Origin of the sequence: Paenibacillus taihuensis, from assembly GCF_003386535.1 — a bacterium.
Taxonomy (GTDB): Bacteria; Bacillota; Bacilli; order Paenibacillales; family Paenibacillaceae; genus Paenibacillus_Z; species Paenibacillus_Z taihuensis.
This window is the reverse complement of record NZ_QTTN01000011.1, coordinates 121,824-145,696: the sequence shown is the minus strand read 5'-3', so window position 1 is coordinate 145,696 and position 23,873 is coordinate 121,824. Positions and strand designations below refer to the sequence as shown.

At 55.0% G+C, this 23,873-nt stretch carries 24 protein-coding genes; 23 read left to right on the top strand and 1 reads right to left on the bottom strand.

The annotated features are described in order from the left end of the window. Positions 1–3 precede the first annotated feature (3 nt). The 9 genes from A8990_RS11875 (at position 4) to A8990_RS11835 (ending at position 6,265) form a co-directional block, all read left to right on the top strand. Positions 4–1,101 (top strand): glycosyltransferase family protein, encoded by a 1,098-nt coding sequence (locus tag A8990_RS11875; protein WP_181909529.1) that lies wholly within the window; start codon positions 4–6, stop codon positions 1,099–1,101. After that, a complete protein-coding gene (locus A8990_RS11870) occupies positions 1,101–1,517 on the top strand; it encodes a glycosyltransferase family 2 protein (protein ID WP_116189242.1) in 417 nt (138 codons plus the stop codon). Before A8990_RS11875 ends, A8990_RS11870 begins: the two co-directional genes overlap by 1 nt. 24 nt (positions 1,518–1,541) lie before the next feature. Next, entirely contained in the window at positions 1,542–2,264 is a 723-nt protein-coding gene (locus A8990_RS11865) for a sugar phosphate nucleotidyltransferase (protein ID WP_116189266.1), read from the top strand. Next, entirely contained in the window at positions 2,261–3,439 is a 1,179-nt protein-coding gene (locus tag A8990_RS11860; RefSeq protein ID WP_116189241.1) for a GT-D fold domain-containing protein, read from the top strand. Before A8990_RS11865 ends, A8990_RS11860 begins: the two co-directional genes overlap by 4 nt. A gap of 34 nt (positions 3,440–3,473) precedes the next feature. Then, a complete protein-coding gene (locus A8990_RS11855; protein ID WP_116189240.1) occupies positions 3,474–4,829 on the top strand; it encodes a glycosyltransferase family 2 protein in 1,356 nt (451 codons plus the stop codon). Positions 4,830–4,941: 112 nt separating this feature from the next. After that, positions 4,942–5,229: a nucleoside-diphosphate sugar epimerase gene (locus A8990_RS11850; RefSeq protein ID WP_116189239.1), complete on the top strand. Its 288-nt coding sequence runs from the start codon at positions 4,942–4,944 to the stop codon at positions 5,227–5,229. Positions 5,230–5,250: 21 nt separating this feature from the next. Continuing rightward, on the top strand, positions 5,251–5,598 hold the full coding sequence (locus A8990_RS11845) for an alpha-helical endospore appendage domain-containing protein (protein ID WP_116189238.1): 348 nt from the start codon (positions 5,251–5,253) through the stop codon (positions 5,596–5,598). After that, on the top strand, positions 5,595–5,954 hold the full coding sequence (locus A8990_RS11840; protein ID WP_116189237.1) for a hypothetical protein: 360 nt from the start codon (positions 5,595–5,597) through the stop codon (positions 5,952–5,954). Before A8990_RS11845 ends, A8990_RS11840 begins: the two co-directional genes overlap by 4 nt. 2 nt (positions 5,955–5,956) lie before the next feature. After that, positions 5,957–6,265 carry a hypothetical protein gene (locus tag A8990_RS11835; protein ID WP_116189236.1) on the top strand — a complete coding sequence of 103 codons (309 nt, stop codon included), beginning with the start codon at positions 5,957–5,959 and terminating at the stop codon, positions 6,263–6,265. Between the two features lie 273 nt (positions 6,266–6,538). Here the strand turns inward: A8990_RS11835 and A8990_RS11830 are convergent, their stop codons facing one another. Then, the gene (locus A8990_RS11830) at positions 6,539–6,772 is read right to left on the bottom strand and encodes a cold-shock protein (protein ID WP_425463902.1); all 234 of its coding nucleotides are present in this window, start codon (positions 6,770–6,772) and stop codon (positions 6,539–6,541) included. A 227-nt stretch (positions 6,773–6,999) separates the two neighbouring features. Between A8990_RS11830 and A8990_RS11825 the strand changes: the two genes are divergently transcribed. The 14 genes from A8990_RS11825 (at position 7,000) to A8990_RS11760 (ending at position 23,854) form a co-directional block, all read left to right on the top strand. Next, positions 7,000–8,091 carry a CgeB family protein gene (locus A8990_RS11825; RefSeq protein ID WP_116189235.1) on the top strand — a complete coding sequence of 364 codons (1,092 nt, stop codon included), beginning with the start codon at positions 7,000–7,002 and terminating at the stop codon, positions 8,089–8,091. Positions 8,092–8,141: 50 nt separating this feature from the next. Further along, complete coding sequence (locus A8990_RS11820; protein WP_116189234.1) at positions 8,142–9,278, top strand: CgeB family protein; 1,137 nt, start codon at positions 8,142–8,144, stop codon at positions 9,276–9,278. A gap of 451 nt (positions 9,279–9,729) precedes the next feature. Beyond that, the gene (gene iolD, locus A8990_RS11815) at positions 9,730–11,595 is read left to right on the top strand and encodes a 3D-(3,5/4)-trihydroxycyclohexane-1,2-dione acylhydrolase (decyclizing) (protein ID WP_116189233.1); all 1,866 of its coding nucleotides are present in this window, start codon (positions 9,730–9,732) and stop codon (positions 11,593–11,595) included. A gap of 18 nt (positions 11,596–11,613) precedes the next feature. Then, the gene (gene iolE / locus A8990_RS11810; RefSeq protein WP_116189232.1) at positions 11,614–12,519 is read left to right on the top strand and encodes a myo-inosose-2 dehydratase; all 906 of its coding nucleotides are present in this window, start codon (positions 11,614–11,616) and stop codon (positions 12,517–12,519) included. Positions 12,520–12,522: 3 nt separating this feature from the next. Continuing rightward, the gene (gene iolC, locus A8990_RS11805; protein ID WP_116189231.1) at positions 12,523–13,536 is read left to right on the top strand and encodes a 5-dehydro-2-deoxygluconokinase; all 1,014 of its coding nucleotides are present in this window, start codon (positions 12,523–12,525) and stop codon (positions 13,534–13,536) included. 25 nt (positions 13,537–13,561) lie between these two features. After that, positions 13,562–15,043 carry a CoA-acylating methylmalonate-semialdehyde dehydrogenase gene (locus A8990_RS11800; RefSeq protein ID WP_116189230.1) on the top strand — a complete coding sequence of 494 codons (1,482 nt, stop codon included), beginning with the start codon at positions 13,562–13,564 and terminating at the stop codon, positions 15,041–15,043. A 29-nt stretch (positions 15,044–15,072) separates the two neighbouring features. Continuing rightward, positions 15,073–16,116, top strand: a complete 1,044-nt coding sequence (iolG, locus tag A8990_RS11795) for an inositol 2-dehydrogenase (RefSeq protein ID WP_116189229.1) — start codon at positions 15,073–15,075, stop codon at positions 16,114–16,116. Between the two features lie 22 nt (positions 16,117–16,138). After that, positions 16,139–16,957 carry a 5-deoxy-glucuronate isomerase gene (gene iolB, locus A8990_RS11790; protein ID WP_116189228.1) on the top strand — a complete coding sequence of 273 codons (819 nt, stop codon included), beginning with the start codon at positions 16,139–16,141 and terminating at the stop codon, positions 16,955–16,957. Positions 16,958–16,999: 42 nt separating this feature from the next. Then, a complete protein-coding gene (locus A8990_RS11785; protein WP_116189264.1) occupies positions 17,000–18,034 on the top strand; it encodes a LacI family DNA-binding transcriptional regulator in 1,035 nt (344 codons plus the stop codon). Between the two features lie 99 nt (positions 18,035–18,133). After that, positions 18,134–19,063 (top strand): aldo/keto reductase, encoded by a 930-nt coding sequence (locus A8990_RS11780; protein ID WP_116189227.1) that lies wholly within the window; start codon positions 18,134–18,136, stop codon positions 19,061–19,063. After that, positions 19,060–19,833, top strand: coding sequence for a sugar phosphate isomerase/epimerase family protein (locus A8990_RS11775; RefSeq protein WP_116189226.1), 774 nt, complete (start codon positions 19,060–19,062; stop codon positions 19,831–19,833). The genes A8990_RS11780 and A8990_RS11775 overlap by 4 nt, the downstream gene beginning before the upstream one ends. 195 nt (positions 19,834–20,028) lie before the next feature. Further along, entirely contained in the window at positions 20,029–20,988 is a 960-nt protein-coding gene (locus tag A8990_RS11770; RefSeq protein WP_116189225.1) for an ABC transporter permease, read from the top strand. A gap of 83 nt (positions 20,989–21,071) precedes the next feature. Next, positions 21,072–22,835 carry a type 2 periplasmic-binding domain-containing protein gene (locus A8990_RS11765; protein ID WP_116189224.1) on the top strand — a complete coding sequence of 588 codons (1,764 nt, stop codon included), beginning with the start codon at positions 21,072–21,074 and terminating at the stop codon, positions 22,833–22,835. A 110-nt stretch (positions 22,836–22,945) separates the two neighbouring features. Next, entirely contained in the window at positions 22,946–23,854 is a 909-nt protein-coding gene (locus A8990_RS11760) for a carbohydrate ABC transporter permease (RefSeq protein WP_116189223.1), read from the top strand. Positions 23,855–23,873: the final 19 nt, after the last annotated feature.

Genomic DNA, 23,873 nt, shown 5'->3' with positions numbered 1-23,873 from the left:
TTGATGCGATCTGGTAAGAGCAAGCGCGTTTCCGGCACCGGCAGCGGCAGCAGGAAAGGAAGCGGAAGAGGGAGACGGCCGGGCAAGACGGCGGGCACCTCGCATCATGCGGCATACAATGCCGGGGTTGCGGAAGGGACCTCGCTGAATCAAAGCGGAGGCGGGCGCTTGAGCGGCCACGAAGCGAAGCTGCAGATGAACGAGCGCTGGACGAGACGATGCATGGCGAAAGGCGCATCAGCCGGGACTGCGGGCAAAAGAATCCAGGAGAGCCGCGCGTTCGCTGCTGGCTTTGCCGCCGCACTCGGCCAACCGGATAGCGCATGGCAGCCGGTCCAGCTTACGAGGAGCGCAGCGGCAGTCGTGTTCGCGGGGCCCGATGCGAATCCGGCCAGCATCAGGCAGCTGCTGCGGCTTCCGCTCGAGGAGATCATCGTCGTGCAGGAAGGGGCGAGCGAGGCGCAGTTCGCTGAGCTCAAGGCGCTTCCGGAGATTAAGATTTTGAATCCGGGGGAGCCGCTTGGCGCTGATGTCTGGCGCGCTGTCGGCGCCAGAGTGACGCGAGCGGATATCGTGCTGTTCGCCGATGCCGCGCAGCTCATCGAAGCCGAGAAGCTGGCGCAGCTGCTGGGAGCAGTCCAAGCAGGGGCGGATGTCGCGCTGGTCAGCTACGCATCGCGGCTCGGCCCGTTCAGGGAATGGGATGATCTGATGCGCGTGCGAGCTTTTGTCAATTGGACGCTTGGCCGCAAGGAGCTTGGCGTAAGCTCCATCGGGCTGCTGCCGCATGTATGGGCGAGATCGGCGATGGATGCGGTCGGCGTGAAGATGCTCGCCGTCCCGCCCCTGGCCCATGTAACCGCGATTCAGCAGCGGCTTCGCGTTCAAGCGTGCCCGATCGCGAAGCGCACGGCGAACGAATCCGGCAAGAGCTACCAAGGGCTGCCTCCGCAAGCCAGCCGTAAACTTACGAACGAATCGTTACAGACCGTCTTCGGCGATCACATCGAAGCGCTGCGAGCTGCGATGAAGCTGAAGGGCGCACGGCTTGCGATGCCGGATAATTCCAGATGCCGCAGTGCGGCAGGAGGCGCTGAGTGATGAACAGCGATACAAAGTACGGCACAACGAGCATCATCATCCCTTTCTTCAACGGGGTGCATCTGCTGCAGGAAGCCATCTCCGCGATTAGGCAGTATACCGACAAGTCGCTGGTCAGGGAAGCGGGACAGACGGAGCCGATGTACCGGCTTTTCGGCTTCTGCATGCTGTTCAAGAGCTCCATGTTTGAGCGGATTGGGGAGCTGGACTCGCCAGGTCACTACGAAGACGACGACTACAGCTTGCGCGCACGGATGCGCGGCTACAATTTGCTCATGTGCAAGGATGTATTCGTTCATCACAAAGGAAGTGCCAGCTTTAAGCGGAAAGATCCGAAGGAGCTGCAGCAGCTCGTCGAGCGCAATTGGAGCCTTTTTATCTCCAAATGGCATGTCGACCCTGCGACGTTCTTGTAACAGATACTTAAGGAGGTCATGGATTTGAAAGCTGTCATCTTGGCCGGCGGAACGGGAACGCGATTGTTGCCGCTGACGAGGCTGCTCAACAAACATTTGCTTCCGGTTGGGAAGCAGCCCATGATTTGTTACAGCATCAATAGCCTCAAGGAAGCAGGAATAACAGACATCATGCTCGTTACGAGCCGTCATGCAGCGGGTATGTTCACGGCTTTCCTCGGAAGCGGTCAGGAGTACGGCGTGTCGCTGACGTATCGAATTCAAGAGGAAGCGGGCGGAATAGCACAGGCGCTTACCTTGTCGCAAACATACATTGCAGATGACCCGAAGTTCGTCGTGCTGCTCGGCGACAATCTGTATGAAGAATCACTGCGGCCGCATCTGGATGCGTTCGCGCAGCAGCCGGATGGCGCGATGGTGCTCCTCAAGCAGGTGCCAGACCCGGAGCGCTATGGCGTTCCTCTGTTCGACGAGAACGGGCGCATTACTTACATCGAAGAGAAGCCGCAATATCCGCAGACCGACAGCTGCGTGACAGGCATTTACATGTATGACAGCAGCGTGTTTGCATTCATCGCGACCCAGACGCCATCGCAGCGCGGAGAGCTGGAAATTACCGACGTCAACAATGTGTACGCCAGCCAAGGAAAGCTCGAGTATCGCCATTTGACTGGCTGGTGGACGGATGCCGGCACATTCCAGTCTCTTCATGAAGCCGCGATAAAAATGATGGGTGATGAGCGATGAGCAAAGGCATTGGTCTCGGCATGTCGATACGCACGAGCACGAACCGCGCACCGCTGAGCAGGGTGAAGCAGCCATCTGTCACAACAAGCAAAGTCCAATCGCAGCAATTGACGGATGCCCCGGCAAAATCAACCTCAAAAGCAGCGCATAAGCCGGCAGTCAAACGTACACCAGCCGCAAGCGGCGGCACATCCGGCGCATCTGGCGAAACTCACCGCCCGATCTCACGTCCGCGAGGCACGAAGCGGAGATCCGGCGGCGGTCGGAAGCGGCCTCTTGGCGGGAGACGCAACAGGCGTAGACGGAGAACGCCTGCACTTGCTCATCCTCCAACCGAACAACGGCAATATCACGACAACGCGTTCACAGCCGGTTATGAGCTCGGCAAATATGAAGGCGGCGAGCACATGCTGGAGCAAGCGCTGCCGCTTCACCTGCTCTTGCCTGAAGTCAGCCTGCAGGAGGTGATTGCGCTCGGCGCTGCCCAGCTTGTTCCGAGATGCGTGCCGCTAATTGGTGTGCATGAGGTTTACGGCGAGATAGAGCAGGCGATAGAAGAGCGCCGTCCATGCTCAATCGTCCGGATTGGCGACGGAGAATTGCTCACGCTGGCGCAGGACGTTGTCTATGATGCCGGCACGATTAGCCGCGAAGGCACCTTCCTGCCTTATGCAGGTGTCGTGCCGCCGGACCTTGCCGCGCGTGATCAGCTCGTGGAGGCGATTCGCGGAGCGACGATTGTCGGCGTGCCGCAGTCGCGGCGGAAACATTTTCACCCCCTGCTGCACGCGGTATTTCGCGCGAATCATATCGACCTCGGCGCACTCAGGCTGACGAGTTCGACTGTGAACTATGCGCTGGAGCAGACAGGGTTGCTTAGCCGGCTGCTCCTTGGCAAGCAGCTGCTCGTGATCGGCAATACAGCACCTGCTCTTGTGCATGTGCTGGCACAGCATGGGTGCGCCATCTCCGGAATGATTACGCCGGTTCGAGGGGTCAAGGATGTGGACCGCGTCATGCATGAGGCGCATGGGATTGTGTTCGACCTTGCGCTCGTTTCCGCAGGCATACCGGCCGTCACCATTTGTACGCGGATTGCGAATGAACTTGGCAGAGTAGCGCTTGATTTTGGCCATATGGCAGATGCCATTGTAAAAGGACAGCTGACCTTTTAACGGCTCGGCGACAGAACAGGAGCGTGATGAACCGATGAGAAAGCTAGCGGAATCGCGACGTCCGAAGCGAAATCTCAAGCGTCGGCAGCGGCGGGCGGTGGTTCCTACCCGGTCTAGCCAGTATCAGACCGGGATGAATTCAGGCTATCAGGAAGGGCTGCGAACGGGACAGAGCAGCTTCGGTACGTATTTTGAAGGCACAAGCATCATCATTCCGAATTATAATCAAGTCGATTACTTAAAGCAGTGCATCGCAAGCATCCGCAGATTTACGAATCCGCCTTTCGAGATCATCGTCGTCGATAATGCTTCCACTGATGGCGCGGGGGCCTATCTGGCTTCGCTGGGGAGCGCTGTTCGCTACCGCGTGCTGGAGTCGAACCGCGGCTTTGCTGGGGCAATCAACGTCGGCATGATGATGGCCCGGGGCTCGTATTTGCTGCTGCTCAATAACGATACGGTTGTGGCGGAGAACTGGCTGAGCAATATGCTGGCTTGCCTGAACAGTTCGCCGACGGTTGGGATGGTCGGCCCTGTGACCAACTATATTAGCGGTGACCAGCGGATTGAAGTGCCCTACAAGACGGTCAGAGGAATGCCGAACTTCGCGAGACAGCACAATGTGTCTAATCCATCGCGGTGGCAGCAGACGGACCGGCTGACGGGCTTCTGTTTGCTGATGCGCCGTGAGTTGTGGGATCGGACCGGCTTCATGGATGAAGGATACACAGTCGGCAATTATGAGGATGACGACTACAATATCCGTGTCCGGTTGCAGGGCTACTCGCTTATGATTGCGCGCGATACGTTCATTCATCATTTCGGCAGTGTCAGCATAAGGGCGCTCGGCGAGCGGGTGACGGTCGTGAATGATCACAATAGGCATGTGTATATGGAAAAATGGGGCAATCCTCACGATCTTGTCCATTTCGTGCGGGGCATTGGGCATGGAATGATTCCTGCAGGCGAGACCGCCTTCTTCCCGCAGCATGTTATCGTTCGGGGCAGCCGAGACAATTTCTACTGGATCGAAGACGGCATCAAGCGCCTGATCGCCGGTCCGGTTGCAATTCCGGCTACGCGGCTGTCGCGTGTCGAACTCCGGCGCTGGCCAATTGGCGAGCCGATCTCGGTAGAGGAAGCGCAGGCGAAGTGGCATGGCGTGACCGTGGAAGGGCTGCCGTGGTCGGAGGGGCTGATGGCTAGAGGCATGGACGGTTTGCTGTACATGGTCGAAAATGGGACCAAGCGCAAAGTCGCGAGCGCGAAGGCGGCGGAAGACTGGCACCTGGTCTTGAAGCCCAATATTGCGTTCACACCGGAGCAGATCTCTTCACTTCCTGAAGGGCTGCCGATCATTGCGCCGATAAGAACAGCGGATCATCTGTAACTCATCGACTAACCAAAAGGCGTGTGCCATGCGGCAGCCGCCTCGCATATGCTAGCGTATAGACCGATCCGCCTCTCGTAATACGAAGGTACAGAGAAGGGAGCCTCTCGTAATGCAGCATATTGTAACGGAAATGATCGAGCATATGTCCCATTCTCAAGCACAGCTGGCACGCGTACTGGAGGCTGAGCGCCATGTTGCTGTACGCATGTCGCAGCTCGTGCATGGGCTGCCGGATCAACATCCGAATTTTGGCGGCTTCGACGGTTTGATGGATAATTCGCAGGCGGTGACGAAGAGCGTCGTCGCCTATTTGAACAGTATTGCCGAGCTCCAGGAATCGCTGGCGCTCACCATTACAGCGGTCATGAAAGAGTGTGCCATTGAAGACGATGAATAGCGGCAAGGAGCGTGCGCGGGAATGAGCCGGGAAACTTCATATGCGAGAATGCTGGACGCTTCCGCCAGGGTGCAATGGAACGTTGCCATGATCCTTGAAGCGAAAGCAGTAGAAGCCGAGAAGGTGCGCGTGTGGCTGTGCAATCATGTGACGGCCGACGCGTTCGTCGATGAGCAGGACCGTTTCAAATCGTCACTGAACGTACATGAGCAGCTCGTTGAGGTCATCTATGGTCTTGCGAAGCTGAATCAGGGCATGACCAGCGTGCTGAAGGCTGCGCTGCGCCATGTGGACGACATGAATATGGGAAATGGGATGGAGGGCATGATGGGCGGCGGCACCTTCGACCTGGGAGAGAAATTCAAATGAACTGGAATGAAAAAGAACGTGAAGTTCGGCTCGAGCTGATCGCTTCGCTAACCCGCAGCCAGCGGGCGATTGCCCGCATTCTGGAGTCAATCGCAGATTCGGCGCAGCATTCGCCTGGCCTTGCGGATGTGATATCACGCAATATGAAGTCGCTTGCCGCCTTACAGCAGACGCTCACTGCGATGTCGATGGCGGCAGCCGAGCCTGCGCGCGGACAGCTTGCATCGAAGCCGTGCAAGCCCGCCAGCAAGCGAGTCCCTGCGAAGCCATGGTTCAGCAGCAGCTTATGCCACGAGCAGCGTGACGCAGCAGCTGGCAGGCACCATTCCCCGCCGAAGCGGAAGAGGAGGAATTGAGAGTGATCGGAGCTGCAGGCAATGGCAACATGAAGATCAGCAAAGCAGCAGGAGTACGTAAGCCGCGGAGCATCAGTCCAGCTGTTCAAGCTACGGGAAAGCGTCGCAAAAGAACGGTAAAGACCGGGGGCGGCAGCACCAGAGGCGGCGCGCCCGGACAACGCAGGCTGCAGCGCGGCCGCAAGCGCCGGTACAAAGGGCAGAGCAGCTACAATCGTGCATTCGATCAAGCGTACAACCAAGGCTACAACCTCGGCTTTGCCAAAGGATTCGAGGATGGGCATCAGCTTGCATACGAGCAGCAGCCTTGATGGAGATTGAGCGGGAGCGTCAAACATAAAGCCAAGAGTCGTTTTGGGATGACTCTTGGCTTTATTGTTGCTGCTTAGGTCGCCATCGTGGCAACCTATGTTGGATGTATCCACTCATTTTCGCCGATTTAGCCTATAGGATAATTGTTGGATTGATCCATTATAGATCATCATTTTCACGAACAACGCAGCCGCACACACCGTCGCTCCATCAATAAAGCCTCCCTCTGCCCAGCGCAGAGAGAGGCTTTATTTGTCATTTTTATTGCTCCATTATTGGAAGCTCCGTTTTGTACCATTCGTCAGCACGGGCAAGCTTCTTGTATCGCTCGTCATGCTGGAATGGCAAATGGGACAGCTAGGGAATTCTCCGAACGAGAATTCACTTCTCATCCAGCAGGAGCATTCTTCATTACTGCATGTCCAAATGGCTGTCTGTTCCTCCGGAATCGGTTCAACGTGCTTCTTTGAGAAATGAATAATCAAGACCCCCTTCGTATTTCGCACAAAAATCGGCTCCGCATCAGCATTTCGCACGGGAGCCGATCCTCTTACGCTTGCCTAACCTCTTTTAATATGTGACTGTAATCCCAGATTTATACTACTTTTTTTTGAAGCTGCGTTAGGTCAGGGTCAAACGCCAATTTTGAACGCTTACGCGGACAAGTGACCAAGAGCCTTGCCTGTCACTCGCATATATATGGTGCAGAACATAATGGGGCAGGTGTGCGTGAGTGCGTTTAAAGCGAAACGGAATTGCCAAAGCGGCAAGGGCAGGATTCGCGGCGGGGTATGCGAGCGGCCAAAGGGATGGCGCCTGCGATTCGATCTGCCAGCACATCCAGCTTCCGGCGCCGAAGAAGCTGAATTTGTGCGTCCTTTACATCCCGCAAGGCTTTGAGGCGATTGATCAGGGGATTGTCGAGGCGCTCAGGCAGACGGTGCGCGAGGTGCATGTGGCTGATCCGACGATAATGGCGGAGCAGGCTTCGTTCATCCGTCCGGATTGGATGCTGGTGCTGAACGGGCTGCATGTGTTTCCAAGCAATCATTTAGAGCAGGTTGACGCTGTGCGTGCGATGGGGGTCCGGACGGCGATTTGGTTTGCCGACGATCCGTATGTGACTGCCGATACGATACACATCGCGCCGCGCTATGAAGTCGTGCTGACCCATGAGCTGAGCACGGTTGATCTGTACCGGGAGCTTGGCTGCCAAGAAGTGATCTACATGCCGCTTGCCGTTCATCCGGGGTGGTTCAAGCCGATGAAGGTGGAGGCCAAGTACCGCAGCGATATTTGTTTTATCGGGCAAGCTTTCTGGAACCGAGTGGAGCTGTTCGACGCGATTGCGCCATACCTGAAGGGGCGCAAAGTATTTATCGCCGGCGGTTTGTGGGATCGGCTGCGCAGCTATAAACAGATGAAGCCGTTCATCCGCCACGGCTGGCTGCCGGTGGAAGAATCGATCCGCTATTACAACGGAGCGAAGATCGTCATCAATATGCACCGCACGACAGAGGCGGGCAAGGACAACAAGAACACGTTGAATTTGCCTGGACGCTCCATTAATCCGCGCACGTTCGAGATCGCCGCATGCGGCACGCTTCAGCTTACGGATCAGCGTGAAGATCTGCCGTGTTATTTTCTCCCGGGAATCGAGCTTGAAACGTTCAATTCGCCTGAAGAGCTGGTAGCCAAGCTGAACTATTATTTAACCCATGAAGAGCAGCGCCGCCAAATTGCCATGCGCGGCTTGAAGCGTACGCTTACCGAGCACTCCTTCGTGCAGCGAATCCATACGGTTGCCGAGGTGTTGAAATGGTAGTGCGGGCTAATGTAAGCATAAGTGCGGGAAGGACGAGAGGAGTGTCTGTAATGAGGAAATCGCCGCGCAAACGAAACAGCCGCGGACGCAAGCTGGTCAAGTTCCCGGCTGTATCCAGAGGAAGAGCGGACGGGTTCAGGGTCGGTTGGCAGCATGGCCATTGGTTTGGACAGTGCGAGTCGGTGCTGCAGCGTACGATCCGCCCCTACGGCCTCAAGCAGGCGCATGTCATGTTCGTGGCGACAGGGAAAGGCTTTCCCTATTCCCCAATCGATGAGTCAGTTGCGAATGCGCTGCGCGGACAAGTGACCGAGCTGACGATTACCGATTCGCAGCAGCCTGTCGCCGATATCGCTTTGCGGATCCGGCCGGATATCGTCATCGTGCTGGACGGCTTGCAGTTCAACGTCATCCATGCCGAGCGGATGCGCCAGGCTGGCATTCGGACCGCGATCTGGTTCACGGATGACCCGTATTATACGGATATTACGAAGGGTATCGCGCCTTTCTTCGACGAGGTCTTCACGCTGGAGCTCGTATGCGTCGATTACTACCGCCAGCTCGGTTGCCCGAGCGTGCACTACTTGCCGCTTGGCGCCGATCCGGTCCATTTCAGGCCGCGCAATCCGCTTCGCTCGCAGCGCCACGACATCTGTTTCATTGGCTCCGCCTATTGGAATCGGGTCGAGTTCTTCAATCAGGTGACGAGGTACTTGGCGACGAAGGACACGCATATTTCCGGCATTTGGTGGGAGCGGCTGCGTGATTTCAAGCTGATGCAGAGCAGGATCGGGCTCGGCCGCTGGATGGGTCCGGAGGAGACAGCGAACATGTACAATGGCGCCAAAATCGTCATCAACATGCATCGCGCTACTGACGACGAGACATTCAACAACAATAGCGCAGGCATTACGGCGGTATCGCCGAATCCGCGTACCTTTGAAATATCAGGGTGTGCCACGCTCCAGCTGACGGATATACGCAGCGATCTTGTTTCCTTTTATACCCCTGGCGTCGATATTGTCACCTACGAGTCCCCGCAAGAGATGGTGGAAAAGATTGGGTACTATCTGACGCACGAAGATGAGAGAAGAGCAATCGCCATGAAAAGCATGCACCGGACGATGACCGAACATACGTACAGCAGCCGGATCGAAAAGATGCTATCGATTCTTTTTCCAGGTTAATAAGCATGTTTGAATAAGGTTCATCTGTCGTGCCAATTAAGAGGCCTCGGACGGATGTGGGCGCCTGCTCGTTTGAAACAAACGGGTGAGGCAGGCCGATTAAAGCGTGTGGAACCGAAATTCTGGTCGCGGTAGCGGCGGTGGCAGTGGCAGCGGGGGGACGTCTCTCTACGGGATGGACGTCATCGTCGCGCACCGAGACACGCGACCTGCTCTCTACTGGATAGCGGATAGCCGGCAAAGGACCGTCCCGCAGCAATCATCATGTAGATGATAGGGACGGTCCAATTTATTTTCCAAAATGTTCAAAAGCTACTTGTAGGCGGCAGCCCAAATCGGTATGATGAGATTAAGCGCTTAATCTGCAACTGAATTGTGGTGATTGGCGCTCTTTTTATAAGCTCGGGTAAAGCGCTTAACCTTATAAATGAATAGGAGGAACAGAGCATTCATGAGCACGATTCGGTTAACGATGGCGCAGGCGCTGTTGAAGTTTTTGGACCAGCAGTACATAGCGGTAGACGGTGAAGAAATTAAGTTTGTCAAAGGGGTCATGGGCATATTCGGTCATGGCAACGTGACGGGGATCGGGGAAGCGCTTGAACATGCGGCGGGCGAGCTCGTCTATGTGCAAGGCAAGAATGAGCAGGGGATGGTTCATGCCGCGGCTGCTTTCTCCAAACAAAAGAACCGCAGACAAATCTACGCGTGCACCTCTTCGATCGGTCCCGGCGCACTGAATATGATTACGGCAGCTGCCACCGCAACGGTGAACCGGATTCCTGTGCTGCTGCTTCCAGGCGATAATTTTGCCAGCAGGCAGCCGGATCCGGTGCTTCAGCAGCTTGAGGTTGTAAGCGATTACAGCGTTTCGGCGAACGAGCCTTTCAAGGCAGTAAGCAAGTTCTGGGACCGTATCGTTAGACCGGAACAGCTCATGACTGCTGCTGTTCAAGCGATACGGGTGCTGACGGATCCGGCTGAGACGGGAGCCGTTACGCTGGCGCTCCCTCAGGATGTGCAAGCAGAAGCTTATGACTATCCACTCTCGTTCTTCGAGCGGAAGGTTCACTATATTGATCGCCGTCCGCCGGCGCCTGAAGCGATCAAACGCGCGGCAGCGCTGCTCTCGAACAAGAAGAAGCCGCTGATTATTGCAGGCGGCGGCGTGCTGTATGCAGATGCGACGCGCGAGCTGGCGGCTCTGGCCGAGGCGTATCACATCCCGGTCGCAGAGACGCAAGCAGGCAAGAGCGTGCTGCCATGGAACCATCCGCTAAATGTCGGCGGCGTTGGCGTAACAGGTACGCTTGCAGCGAACAAGCTGGCGCAGGAAGCCGACATTATTATCGGCATCGGCACGCGATACTCGGATTTCACAACGGCATCGAAATCGGCATTTACGAATCCCGATGTCCAGTTCATCAATATAAACGTCAGCGCGTTCGATTCCTCCAAGCTGAACGGTGTTGCGATTACCGCCGATGCGAAGGAAGGACTGCATGCGCTGCACTCCGCGCTTACGGGCCTGCAGTACGCAAGCAGTTACAGCGCGAACACGATCGCTGAGCTGAAGCGAGAATGGGACAGCGAAGTGGACCGCCTATTCGCGACGGAGCATGAGCTTGGCCTTGCGCAAACCCGCGCACTCGGCGTTATATCGGAAACGATTGATCCAAGTTCGGTTATCGTCTGTGCTGCGGGCAGCCTGCCTGGCGACTTGCACCGCGTATGGAGACCGGCAGAACCGAAGACCTATCACATGGAATACGGCTTTTCGTGCATGGGATATGAAATTGCAGGGGCGTTCGGCGTTGCCCTCGCGGAACCGAACCGAGAGGTGTATGCACTCGTCGGAGATGGCGGCTATCTGATGCTGCATTCGGAGCTTGTCACCAGCTTGCAGGAAGGGCGCAAAATAACGGTGCTGCTGTTTGATAATCACGGCTTCCAATGTATTCATGGCTTGCAGAAGAGCCAAGGCAGCGCTGGCTTCGGCAACGAATTCCGTTTCCGCTCGGAAGAGACGGGGCGGTTGACTGGCGGGTATTTGCCGATTGACTTTGCCGCACATGCGAGAGCGCTCGGAGCCAAATCTTTCAAAGCGGGCAACGCGGAAGAGCTGCGGGAAGCGCTGCAGCAGGCGAAGCGTGAAACGGTGACAACGCTGATTGAAATTCCGGTTGTTCCGGGCACGGGAACCGTCGGCTATGAATCCTGGTGGAACGTCGCTGTTCCCGAAGTATCGAATAGCGCCAATGTCGTGAAGGCGGGAAAAACGATGAATGAGAAGATCCGCTCCATCACTCTACTGTAGACGAGGAGACATTCGACAATGAGCAAACTGCCATTTCGGCTTGGCATACATCCGATTAACTGGGTCGGCGAGGATGTGAAGGAACATGGTGACGAGACGACGTTCGAGCAAATCGTCGATGAGATTGCGGCGCTCGGTCTCGCCGGTACGGAGATGGGGCGCAAATTCCCTGCCGACACGGAGGTATTGAAGCAAGAGCTGGAACGCCGCGGCATCGGCTTGACGTCGCAGTGGAAGTCCGTTCTGTTCTCGGATCCGTCTTATCATGAGGCAGAGCTGGAAGCTTACAGAGCGCATGCCAAGTTTCTTCAGGAGATGGGCAGCACCGTCATCAGCACCTGCGAAGCAGGCGGCTCGCTTCACTTCGATCCCCGGCAATCGCCTCGCGAGGTGCAGCGTCTGAATGAGGAGCAGTGGGCGGCATTGGCTCAAGGATTGAATGCGGCAGGAGCAATCGCCAAGGAATACGGGCTGAAGCTCACGTACCATCATCACGGCGGAACGGTCGTTGAGCGTCCGGAGGAAATCGATAAACTGATGGAACTCACCGATCCGGAGCTCGTTTACCTGTTATTCGATACAGGCCACGCCTACTATGGCGGTGCTGATCCGCTCGAAGTGCTGCAAAAGCATTACGACCGCATTGCATACGTACATTTGAAGGATGTACGTCAGGCAGCACTCGACAGAGCGCGGGAGGAGCAGGCCGACTTCATCACGTGTATCCGTAACGGCGTGTTCACGGTTCCAGGCGATGGCTGCATTGATTTTGCCCCGATTATGAATGAGCTTGTGACACGTAATTATACGGGATGGGCGCTGCTCGAAGGCGAGCAGGATCCGAGCCTTCATCCGGCTTATGAGTATGCAAGCAAAGCGCTGCGCTATCTGGATTCCCTCATTGCCGAGGAAGGGGAGCGTTGATTAATGGCGACATACGTAACCTTTTCACAGGAGAAACCGGTTGATTTTACAGCGATTGGAAGGCTCTGCATCGACCTTAATGCCAACGAGATTAACCGACCAATGGAAGAGACGATGACGTTCACGAAATATGTAGGCGGTTCTCCGGCTAACATTGCGATTGGCATGTCCCGGCTCTCCCGTAAGACTGCTTTTATCGGCAAAATCGCAAATGATCAGATGGGACGCTTCATTCACAGCTACTTGGAACGATGCGGCATCGATACGTCGAATGTCGTTACGGACAGCACAGGTGCGGTAACGGGGCTGGCTTTTACCGAAATTAAGAGCCCCGCGGAGTGCAGCATCTTGATGTACCGGGACAATGTCGCGGACTTGCTGCTTAAGGCCAGTGAGGTGGATGAGGAACTCATCGCTAGCTCGAAGATGCTCCTAATCTCAGGAACGGCACTCGCGAAGAGTCCTTCTAGAGAAGCTGTGTTTCAGGCGCTGCAGTATGCGAAGAAGCACGGCACTGTCATTGCCTTTGATCTGGATTACCGCCCTTATACATGGACGTCGAAGGAAGAAACGGCCGTTTACTACAATCTCGCTGCGGCGCAGTGCGATATCATTCTCGGCACGCGGGAAGAGTTCGACATGATGGAAGTGTTCGAGCAGAATCCGGAGCACAGCGATCAGGTGACAGCTGCCAAGTGGTTTCAGCATGATGCCAAGATCGTCATCATTAAGCACGGCAAGGACGGCTCGATCGCATATTCGGCCGACGGCAAGAGCCATCGGGCGAAGAGCTTCCCGGCGAAAGTGATCAAGACGTTCGGAGCCGGCGACTCCTACGCGGCAGGGTTCCTGCACGGCATTATGCACGGCTGGACGCTTGAGCAATGCATGGAATTCGGCAGCGCGGCAGCTTGTATCGTTATTTCGAGCCATAGCTGCTCCGACGCGATGCCGACCGAGAGCCAAGTGCTGCAATATATCGAGGACTGCAACAACGGTCTCATAACGGCGAATTAAGCTGATTAGGAAGGGGCAATCAAGCATGACAAATACGCATACGGACTCGCAATCTCAAACGCAACCGCAAGTGCTGCAAAATTGGATCGGCGGGCAATGGGTCGTTTCGGGCGCATCCAGCTATGAGAATGTCTACAATCCTGCGACGGAGGAAGTGCTGGCGCAGGTTCCGCTCTCGACGCGCGAAGACGTCGACGCTGCTGTGAACGCTGCGAAGGAGGCGGCGGCTGTGTGGGGCCGAACGCCGGTTCCGCGCAGGGCACGCGTGCTGTTCAAATACCAGCAGCTGCTGATCGAGAACTGGGAGTCGCTCGCAAGACTCGTAACGCTCGAGAATGGCAAAAGCTACACCGAAGCTTACGGCGAAGTGCAGCGCGGCATTGAGTGCGTTGAGTTTGCTGCGGGGGCGCCGACGCTGATGATGGGCAAGCAGCTGCCGGATATCGCATCGAATTTGGAATCTGGCATGTACCGCTATCCGGTTGGTGTCGTTGCAGGCATCACGCCGTTCAATTTCCCGATGATGGTGCCTTGCTGGATGTTCCCGCTTGCTATTGCTTGCGGCAATGCCTTTGTTCTGAAGCCGTCCGAGCGTACGCCGCTGCTTGCGAACCGCCTCGCCGAGCTGTTCCATGAAGCAGGTCTGCCGAGCGGTGTGCTCAATATTGTGCATGGCGCGCATGATGTCGTGAACGGGATTTTGGAGCATAAAGGCATCGCTGCTGTGTCCTTTGTCGGCTCGCAGCCTGTAGCCGAATATGTGTACAAAACCGCCTCCGCACATGGCAAGCGCGTTCAAGCGCTGGCTGGCGCGAAGAATCACTCGATTGTCATGCCGGATGCTGATCTCGATCTGACCGTCAAGGAAATTATTAGCGCTTCCTTTGGTTCTGCGGGCGAGCGCTGCATGGCGTGCTCCGTCGTTGTGGCTGTCGGCGAAGTCGGCGATACGTTGGTGAACAGACTGATTGAAGCGGCTGACCGCCTTACGATCGGCAACGGTTTAGAAGAAGGCGTGTTCCTCGGCCCTGTTATTCGCGGAGCCCACAAAGAGCGTACGCTCAAATATATCAATATCGGCGAGAGCGAAGGCGCATTGCTCGTGCGTGACGGACGGAAGGATGCTGCGTGCTCCGGTGACGGTTATTTTGTAGGCCCGACGATTTTTGACGAAGTGAAGGGCGGCATGAAAATTTGGGAGGACGAAATCTTCGCGCCGGTGCTGTCCATCGTTCGTGCGGAGTCGCTTGAGGATGCAATCGAGCTCGCCAATCGTTCCGACTTTGCCAATGGTGCCTGCTTGTTTACGCAGAACGGTTCGAACGTCCGCCAATTCCGGGAGACAATCGACGCGGGGATGCTTGGCGTTAACCTTGGGGTTCCGGCACCGATGGCGTTCTTCCCGTTCTCTGGCTGGAAGAAGTCGTTCTACGGCGATCTGCATGCCAATGGCGCAGACGGCGTTGAGTTTTACACACGCAAGAAAATGGTGACGGCACGTTGGTAGAAGGTTCATGACGAGGGGGCAACTATAGCATGCAAAAGGTTAAAGTCGGCATCATCGGAGCGGGCCGCATCGGCAAAATTCACACGGATAACTTGCTCCGCCTGCCCCAGGTCGAGGTCGTTGCAGTCAGCGACCTGTTCGCCGGAGCTGAGCTCGAGGCTTGGGCGGCAGAGCGGGGAATTGCTGCCGTAACGAAGGACAGCGGCGCGCTTCTCGCAAATCCGGAGATAGACGCTGTATTCATCTGCTCTTCTACCGATACGCATGTGCCGCTTATTCAGCAGGCGGCTGCGTCGGGGAAGCATATTTTCTGCGAGAAGCCCGTCAGCATGGACATCAAGCAGACGATGGAAGCGACGAGAACGGCTGAGGAAGTCGGCGTGAAGCTGCAAATCGGATTTAACCGCCGGTTTGACCATAATTTCAAGCGAATAGAAGGGCATGTCCGCGACGGCACAATCGGCACGCCGCATATCGTGAAGATCACCTCGCGCGATCCGAATCCGCCTCACAAAGACTACATTCGCGTGTCCGGCGGCATGTTCATGGACATGATGATCCACGATTTCGACATGGCACGCTTCGTGTCCGGCAGTGATATCGTAGAGGTCTATGCGCAAGGCGCCGTGCTCATCGACCCGGCCTTTGCCGAATACGGCGATGTGGATACAGCAGTTGTGTCGCTGAAGTTCGCGAATGGCGCGATCGGCGTCATCGATAACAGCCGGCAAGCGGTGTACGGCTACGATCAGCGGGTCGAAGTGTTCGGTTCCAAAGGCTTGATTGCGGTTACGAACGATTACCCGAATACCGCGGAGATCAGCACGGCCGAGGCGGTGTATCGCGACAAGCCGCTGCACTTCTTCTTAGAGCGGTATCAAGCGGCTTATGAAGAGGAGACGCGCATGTTTATCGACTGCATCGTGCATGACAAGCCGGTTCCGGTCAGCGGAATCGACGGACTCTCGGCGGAGCGGGCTGCGCTTGCGGCGAAGCTGTCGCTCGTGCTGCAGCGGCCAGTGAGAACAGATGAAGCGGTGCAGCTTGCGGAGCAGCACTTGCATTTCGCATAATGGAAAGGATGCATGAGCGGATATGTCGAAATTAATCGTTAAACCGGCGGAACAGCCGGACGATCAAGGTCGGTTGCTTGCCATTACGCCGGAATCGGCGGGCTGGCAATACGTAGGCTTCGAAGTGGTTCGGCTTGCGGCCGGCGAGTCGATCAGGCGCGTTACGGGAGACCGCGAAGCATGCATCGTGCTGTTAAGCGGCAAAGCGGACGTGAAGACGCGGAAGAAGGCATGGCGCGAGATCGGCAGCCGGATGAGCGTGTTCGAGCGCACGCGGCCTTTCTCGGTGTACGTCCCGAACGGCGAAGAGTTCGAGCTCGAAGCATTGACGGAGCTAGAAGCCGCGATATGCACGGCACCGGGCTTCGGCAATCATGAAGCGCGGCTCATTAATCCGGAGGAAGTAGGGCGCGAAACGCGCGGCTACGGCAATATTGAGCGTCAGATTCACAATGTGCTGCCTGAGCAGCAGTCTGCGGACAGCCTTCTCGTTGTAGAGGTATTCACGCCGAATGGACATTGGTCCAGCTATCCGCCGCATAAGCATGACCGGAATGCGCTGCCGGATGAATCGCTGCTGGAAGAAACGTATTATTTTAAGATCGAGCAAGAGAGAGGCTTTGCGATCCAGCGCGTGTACACCGACGACAGATCGCTTGACGAGACGCTCGTCGTGACTGACGGCCAGGCTGTCCTCGTCCCTGAGGGCTATCATCCGGTGTGCGCTCCGCCAGGGTATAATTGTTATTATTTGAATGTAATGGCCGGTCCGGTTCGGACGTGGAAGTTCCATAACGACCCGGATCATGAATGGATCATGGTCAATCCGAGCGCGAAATAAGCATTCGCTCGTTCGGAGGATCGGCCTAGGAAGGAATGGATGATGAAAGCGACGATTTACGACGTAGCTCGTGAGGCCGGTGTATCTATAGCTGCAGTATCGCAGGTGATCAACGGCAAAGGGAAAATAAGTGAGGAGCGTCGTGCCGCAATTGTCAGCGTGATGGAGAAGCTGAACTACAAGCCGAGCGTCATCGCAGCCGCGTTAACCGGCAAGAAAACCTATACGCTCGGTTTGCTTGTTCCCGACATTTCCAATCCTTTCTTCGCCGAGATTGCACGTGCCGTGGAGGATCAAGGCAGCCTTCATGGTTACAGCATTGTCATCTGCAGCACGGACAACCGCGACGAACGCGGCGAGAACTACTTGTCGCTGCTGGAGCAGAAGAGCGTGGATGGCATCATCATCGGAACCGGTATGGGCGGCAAAGACATGCTGGAGAAGCTGCTCGCGAAGTCGGTGCCGATCGCAGCCATTGCCCGCGAGATGTCAGGCTATGATGTGGAGACGGTTGTCATCAACGACTACGAGGGCGGCCGGCTTGCGGCTCGCCACCTCATCGAACTCGGGCATACGCGAATGGCGGTACTCGCGGAGAGCGCGAAGATTCCGAGCTCGCAGGAGCGGATTCGCGGTTTCCGCGATGAGCTGGCCGCAGCAGGGCTGGAGCTGCCGCCAGAGGCAGTACGTGCGAGCGAGCGCGACCTGGTGAAAGACGGCAAGCGCAATGCAGCCGCGCTTCTGGATTCCGCTGAGCGGCCAACGGCGCTGTTCTGCTGCAACGACCTGCTCGCGATCGGCGCGCTTCAAGGAGCGAAGGAGCTCGGACTTCGGGTACCGGAGGACGTTTCCGTTGTCGGCTTTGACAACACTATCCTTGCATCGGTAACCGACCCTGCGCTGACGACAATTGCTCAGCCGACTGACAAGCTCGGACAGCTTGCCGTCGACCTGATCCTAGGCAAATATGAAGCAGAGCCGCCAAAGCAAACAGGTGCATCGAAGCAGCGGATCGTGCTGGAACCAGCTCTGATTGTGCGGCAATCGACAAGTCAGCCGGCCGGCCGTTCTAATTAAGTTTAGACGGCCGAGTCCGCTCGGAGCTTTGTTACGTTGAACTAGTTACGGTTTATGGTTTTATGGTAGCGATACCAGAAACGATGGGAGGCAAGAACAATGGAACATCTAACGATAAACGGCGTTACCCTGTCTCGTCTTCTGATGGGGACCGGCGATATCAGCAAGTTCAACGGCATGGAGATGCTTGATGTTTTCGCTGCCGCCGGGGGAACGACGATTGATACGGCGCATCAATACCGCCGAGCCGAACTGACGATTGGCGAGTGGATGGCGGCACGAGGGAACCGCAGCCGGATGGTCATCATGACGAAGGGAGCGCACCACGATGACGGCAGTCCCGGAGCGCGGGTAAATGCGGAAGCGATCCGCAAGGATTTGTACGAAAGCTTGGAGCGGCTGCAGACCGATTACATCGATTTATATGCGCTTCACCGCGATGAGCCGGGCACGCCGGTAGGGCCGATCATGGAAGAGCTGAACCGACACTTGGCAGAGGGACGTGTACGGGCGATCGGCGCTTCGAACTGGACGTACTTGCGCATTCAGGAAGCGAACGATTATGCCCGTGCAAATGGCCTCAAAGGCTTCATGTTCAGCAGTACGAATCTCGCGCTAGCGACGGCGAATGAGCCGAGATGGGTCGGCTGCGAATCCGCGGATGTGGCTACCTGCCAATGGCATGAGAGTAATGGGCTCCCCCTTCTTTCTTGGTCGGCGCAGGCAGGCGGCTTCTTCACTGGACTGTTCTCGCCGGAAGATCGTTCGAATGCGGACATGGTGCGCGTCTACTACAACGAAGACAATTGGCGGCGTTACGAGAGGGCACGAGCGCTTGCCGCGCGCAAAGGAGTATCCGCGATGCAAATTGCGTTATCCTTCGTGCTGAACCGTTCCTTCCCGACAGGGGCGATCATCGGGCCGCGGACGGAAGGGGAGTTGATGGATTCCGTGGAAGCGATGGGAATCGAATTGACTGCGCAGGAACTGGAGTGGCTTGATCTAAAACGCGAGGAGCTGAGTGCATGAGAGAGAAATTAGCGGCGCAGCTGTATACGCTGCGAAATGAGTTGAAGAAGGATTTCCCGGGTACCCTTCGGGAAGTGAAGCGGATGGGCTGGAGCGCCGTCCAGATCGATGGCCTGCACGGCAATGATCCGCGCGAAATCGCCTCCGTATTGGATGAGCTAGGCCTCCGGATTGCCGGCATGCATGTCGGCCTCGAGCGGATGAAGCATGATCTGCCAGCCGTGATCGAGGAAGCTCGCCTGTTCAAGACGAAGGACTTCATCTGTCATTCGCTGCCCGATGAACTGATGAATCCGGCAGGATACAAGAGTGTTCGAAGCGATTTGCGAGAAGTGGCGAGCAAGGTTGCGGCGCTGGGTCTTCGGGCAGGTTACCACAATCATGATTTCGAATTCCATACCACGCTGGAAGACCAATACGCGCTGGATTATGTGCTGGAGCTGGACCCGGCTAATCCGGTTTACGCAGAAATCGATACCTATTGGGTCAAGAAAGCGGGTCTCGATCCCCTTGCCTATATGCGGCAGTATGCCGGACGCATGCCGATCATGCATTTGAAGGACATGACGAAGGACGATCGCCAATATTTTGCCGAAATCGGTACGGGCATCATCGATTTCGCTCCCATTATTGCGTGGGGGGAGCAAAGCGGCGTTGAATGGTACGCGGTAGAACAGGACTACTGTCCAGGAAGTCCCCTTGATAGCTTGGCAATAAGCCTGGAACACTTGCTGAAGCTGGAGCCGGAGATCAAGCGAATCATGTCATGATAAATCTTTGTAAAGTTCGATTTAAGCTCTAGCCATATTCATGTAAAGTTGTTATAATTGTCATATGGTAACGCTTTCTTAGTCGGTTTCTCAGCAGCATAGAATATTTTTTTTCGAGCATTCTGGAAACGTTACCAGATTGGAGCATCTCGCAAAGAATTTATTAGATGAGAGAAGAAGGTGATTGTTGAGCCTATGTCATCACATGTGTCGGCGACTACTCCGGGGGCGAAGCCGAGAAAGCCAAGAACAACCTTATGGAGAACAATTGTACTGCACCGTTACTTGTACTTCATGCTGCTCCCATGCCTCGCGTTTTTCATCATTTTCAACTATATTCCGATGGGGGGACTGCTGCTCGCGTTCAAAGAGTATAAGTTCAACAAAGGTCTTCTCCACAGCCCGTGGGTTGGTTTCGATTATTTCAAGCAGTTCTTCAACTCCTATCAGAGCAAGCAACTAATCGTGAACACGCTCATTATTAGCAGCATGAAACTCTTCTTGTACTTGCCTTTCCCCATCTTGCTTGCGTTAATGTTCAATGAGGTCCGAAACAAGTGGTTCAAGAACATTTCGCAGAGCATCCTGTATTTGCCTCATTTCTTGTCTTGGGTTGTTGTCATTGGTTTGGTACAGCGACTGCTGGCGCCCGATACGGGGCTGCTGAACGAATTCTTCTCCAGTATGGGCGGCGATGGCAGCACGTTCTACATGATGGACCCGAAATACTTCTATCAAATCATGTTCGGCAGCCATATGTGGAAGTCTCTTGGCTGGGATTCCATCATTTATATGGCCGCGATAGCAGGCGTCAATCCTGATATGTACGAAGCAGCCAAGATTGATGGGGCAAGCAAATTAAGAGAAATTTGCAGCATTACGCTCCCCTCGATTATGCCGACCGTCGTGATTTTGTTCATTCTCTCGCTTGGCAATATTTTGTCTGCCGGATTCGACCAGCTTTACCTGCTCCGTACCCCGGGTAATATGCAGCTCTCCGATATACTAGATACATATATTATCCGCGTCGGTCTGCAAGGGGGTCAATACGGCTATGCAACAGCCGTCGGTTTGCTTCAGGGGTTAATTGGATTGGTTCTTGTCGTCATCGCTAATCGGGTCTCGCGCAAGGTTTCAGACACGTCACTCTGGTAACGATACCATATCTATGAAGTCATTAATCAAGGTGGAGACGTCATTGGCGTATTCATAAAAATTGATCAAAAGGGGTAAAACGCATGAGCAGAAAATGGTTAAAGGTTCTGACTCTTCCTGTCATGGTTTCTATGCTATTGTCCGGCTGCGCAGGCAACAACAGCACGAACGATGCGAGCAAGGATGAAGGTTCGAACAGTAAGAATGCGACAACCAACAATGCAGCTGCTACAAATGCTACCGCTTCAAACTCCACTGACGGCAAACCGGCTTCATGGATCGCTGACCGCAAGCTCAAAGGTCTTATTTTCATGGATTCAGATGATTATACCGAGGATATGAACCCAGATATCAAAGCTGAAATCAAGAAGGAAACAGGCATTGATTTTGAGATCGAGCTGATGAAGGCGGACCACTCCATCGACGGTCTGATTGCCGGCCTTGCGGCGGGCGACCTTCCTGATTTCGTCGCCTTTTATTTGAACAACAGCGGACGTCCTGAGATGCCTGTCGTTCTTAAGGCAGCGCGCGAGGGAATGTTCACGGATTTAGCTCCGCTCTATAAAGATACGAAAGTGTTCAGCAAATATTTGCAGGACGGCTTCCTTCCGGCAGATACGCAGTACGGCGTTATGTTCCGGCCGGAGTTTAACGGATCGGCCTACTTCACGCATATGAACATCGACCGTAATGGCGGCCAAGTAACATGGAGAGGTGTCGGCGGGCCGTACATCCGTAAAGACATCGCAGATGCGCTCGGAGTGGATCCGCGTACGATTACGACCACCGACCAATTGTACGATCTAGCGAAGAAGATTAAGGCAGGTAACTTTAAAGACGATAACGGCGCGCCTGTAACGCCGATCGGACCTCGTTACTGGGGCGGGCAAGAGGTTGGAGCGCTCTTCGACGATTTGGAGTGGGGAGCAACAGACCAGCGCATCAAAGCAGATAAGGACGGCAACATTCTGCACGAAGCAGAGACGGATTACGCAATCAAGAAGGTTGAGTACGTCCAGAAGCTTCTGAAAGAAAAGCTGCTCCATCCGGAGTTCTTCACGATGGATGAGAGCCGGGCGACAGAAGGCGCGATTAACGGTTCGTGGGGTATTGTTGCGGATATGCACAGCTATCAGGACTTCGAACAGAGCCTGCGTTATGAGCCGATTGGTCCGATTAACAAAGTGGACGGTTCTAACCAGAAGGTACTGGACTTCAAAACCGGTTACTCCGCATGGGCAATTCCTTCAACGACCAAGAATCCAGAGGATATCGTGAAGTTTGCGGATTGGCTCGCAAGCCGTCAAGGCAAGCTGCTGTGGAAATACGGCATCGAAGGCCGCGATTACACGCTTGATGCCAAAGGCAACCCTGTTGTGAAGCAGGAGGTTCTTGACTTGAAGGCCAAAGATCCGAACGCGGCGAAGGCGCTTGGATTCGCAGGCGTAGGCAACAACTGGGGCGATATTCTCGGTAGCACGGACAACGATAATCTGGCGGACTTCGGTGAAGCGAATTACGGCGATAATGCCAATGCGAATCAGTTCCCGGCGGTTGAGAAAATTGCCGAATACTACGGCCTTGATCAGAAAAACAAGGATGCCCTTGTCGTTGACGCCTATCAGCCGACCGCTTTCCTTGGAGAGTTTGCAAGCGGCACTGATTTGAAGACAGCGATGGACAATTATAATGACAGCTTAGTTCAAGCTTACTATGCGAAAGACTTGGATCAAGCGAAGAAAATCCTCGATAGCGCATTGAAACAGCTGAAGGCTGCAGGCCTCGACGACTACTTGAAGATGCTGAAAGACAAGAATGCGGATCCGAAGACGAAAGTGAAGCTATAACAATCCATACGCCCTTAGAATGAATAGAGTCAGGCGGTTTCGTCCGCATTCCGGATGAAGCCGCCGTTCTATTCCGGATCCATATTGCTCGTCAATGGAGGGATTACGCGGTGAATGATTTTTATAAGTTAAGCGCGGGCGAACGAATCTTTCGAGTTGTAAACATCATCATTATCACGTTTCTATGCCTATCGGTTATTCTTCCATTTCTCAATATATTCGCATTGGCGTTCAATCCCGGCAAGGATGCGGAGAGAGGCGGAATCTATTTCTTGCCTCGTATGTGGACGATGGAGAACTTCAAGAAAGTGTTCGAAGCTTCCAATATCGCTACAGCGTTCGGAGTTTCGTTATTCCGTACCATTGTAGGCACGATTTCGAGCGTCCTGCTGACGGCGATGGCCGCATATGCACTGAAGAGCAAGACGCTTCCTGGCGGAAAGTTCTTTATGATGATTATTTTCTTTACGATGCTGTTTGGCGGCGGGACGATCCCCTTCTATATGCTGCTGTCCAATCTTCACTTGACCAATACAATCTGGGTTTATATCATCCCGAGTTTATACAGCGCATGGAACTTGATCATCTTCCGAACATTCTTTCAGCAGATTCACCCGAGCTTGGAAGAGTCGGCTAGAATCGACGGCTATAATGATTTGTCGATTTTCATGCGGGTCATTATGCCGCTCAGCCGACCTGTCATTGCGGTTATCGGATTGTTCACGGCCGTCGGCCATTGGAACGATTGGTTCACCGGCGCGTTCTTCGTTCGCAAGGCAAGCCTTCGCCCGATGTCCACGCTGCTTCAGGAAATGCTGACAAGCGCCGAAGCGATGCGCGACACCTTGAATCAGGCTGCAGGTTCGACCAGGTATCAGCTGCTGGATAAAATCCAAATCACCGGAAACTCGCTTAAGATGGCGACCATCATTGTCGTCGTGGTTCCGATTATTATCATTTATCCGTTTGTTCAGCGTTATTTTGCCAAAGGCGTTATGATCGGTTCGATGAAAGAATAGCACGAGGGGATGGGCTTAC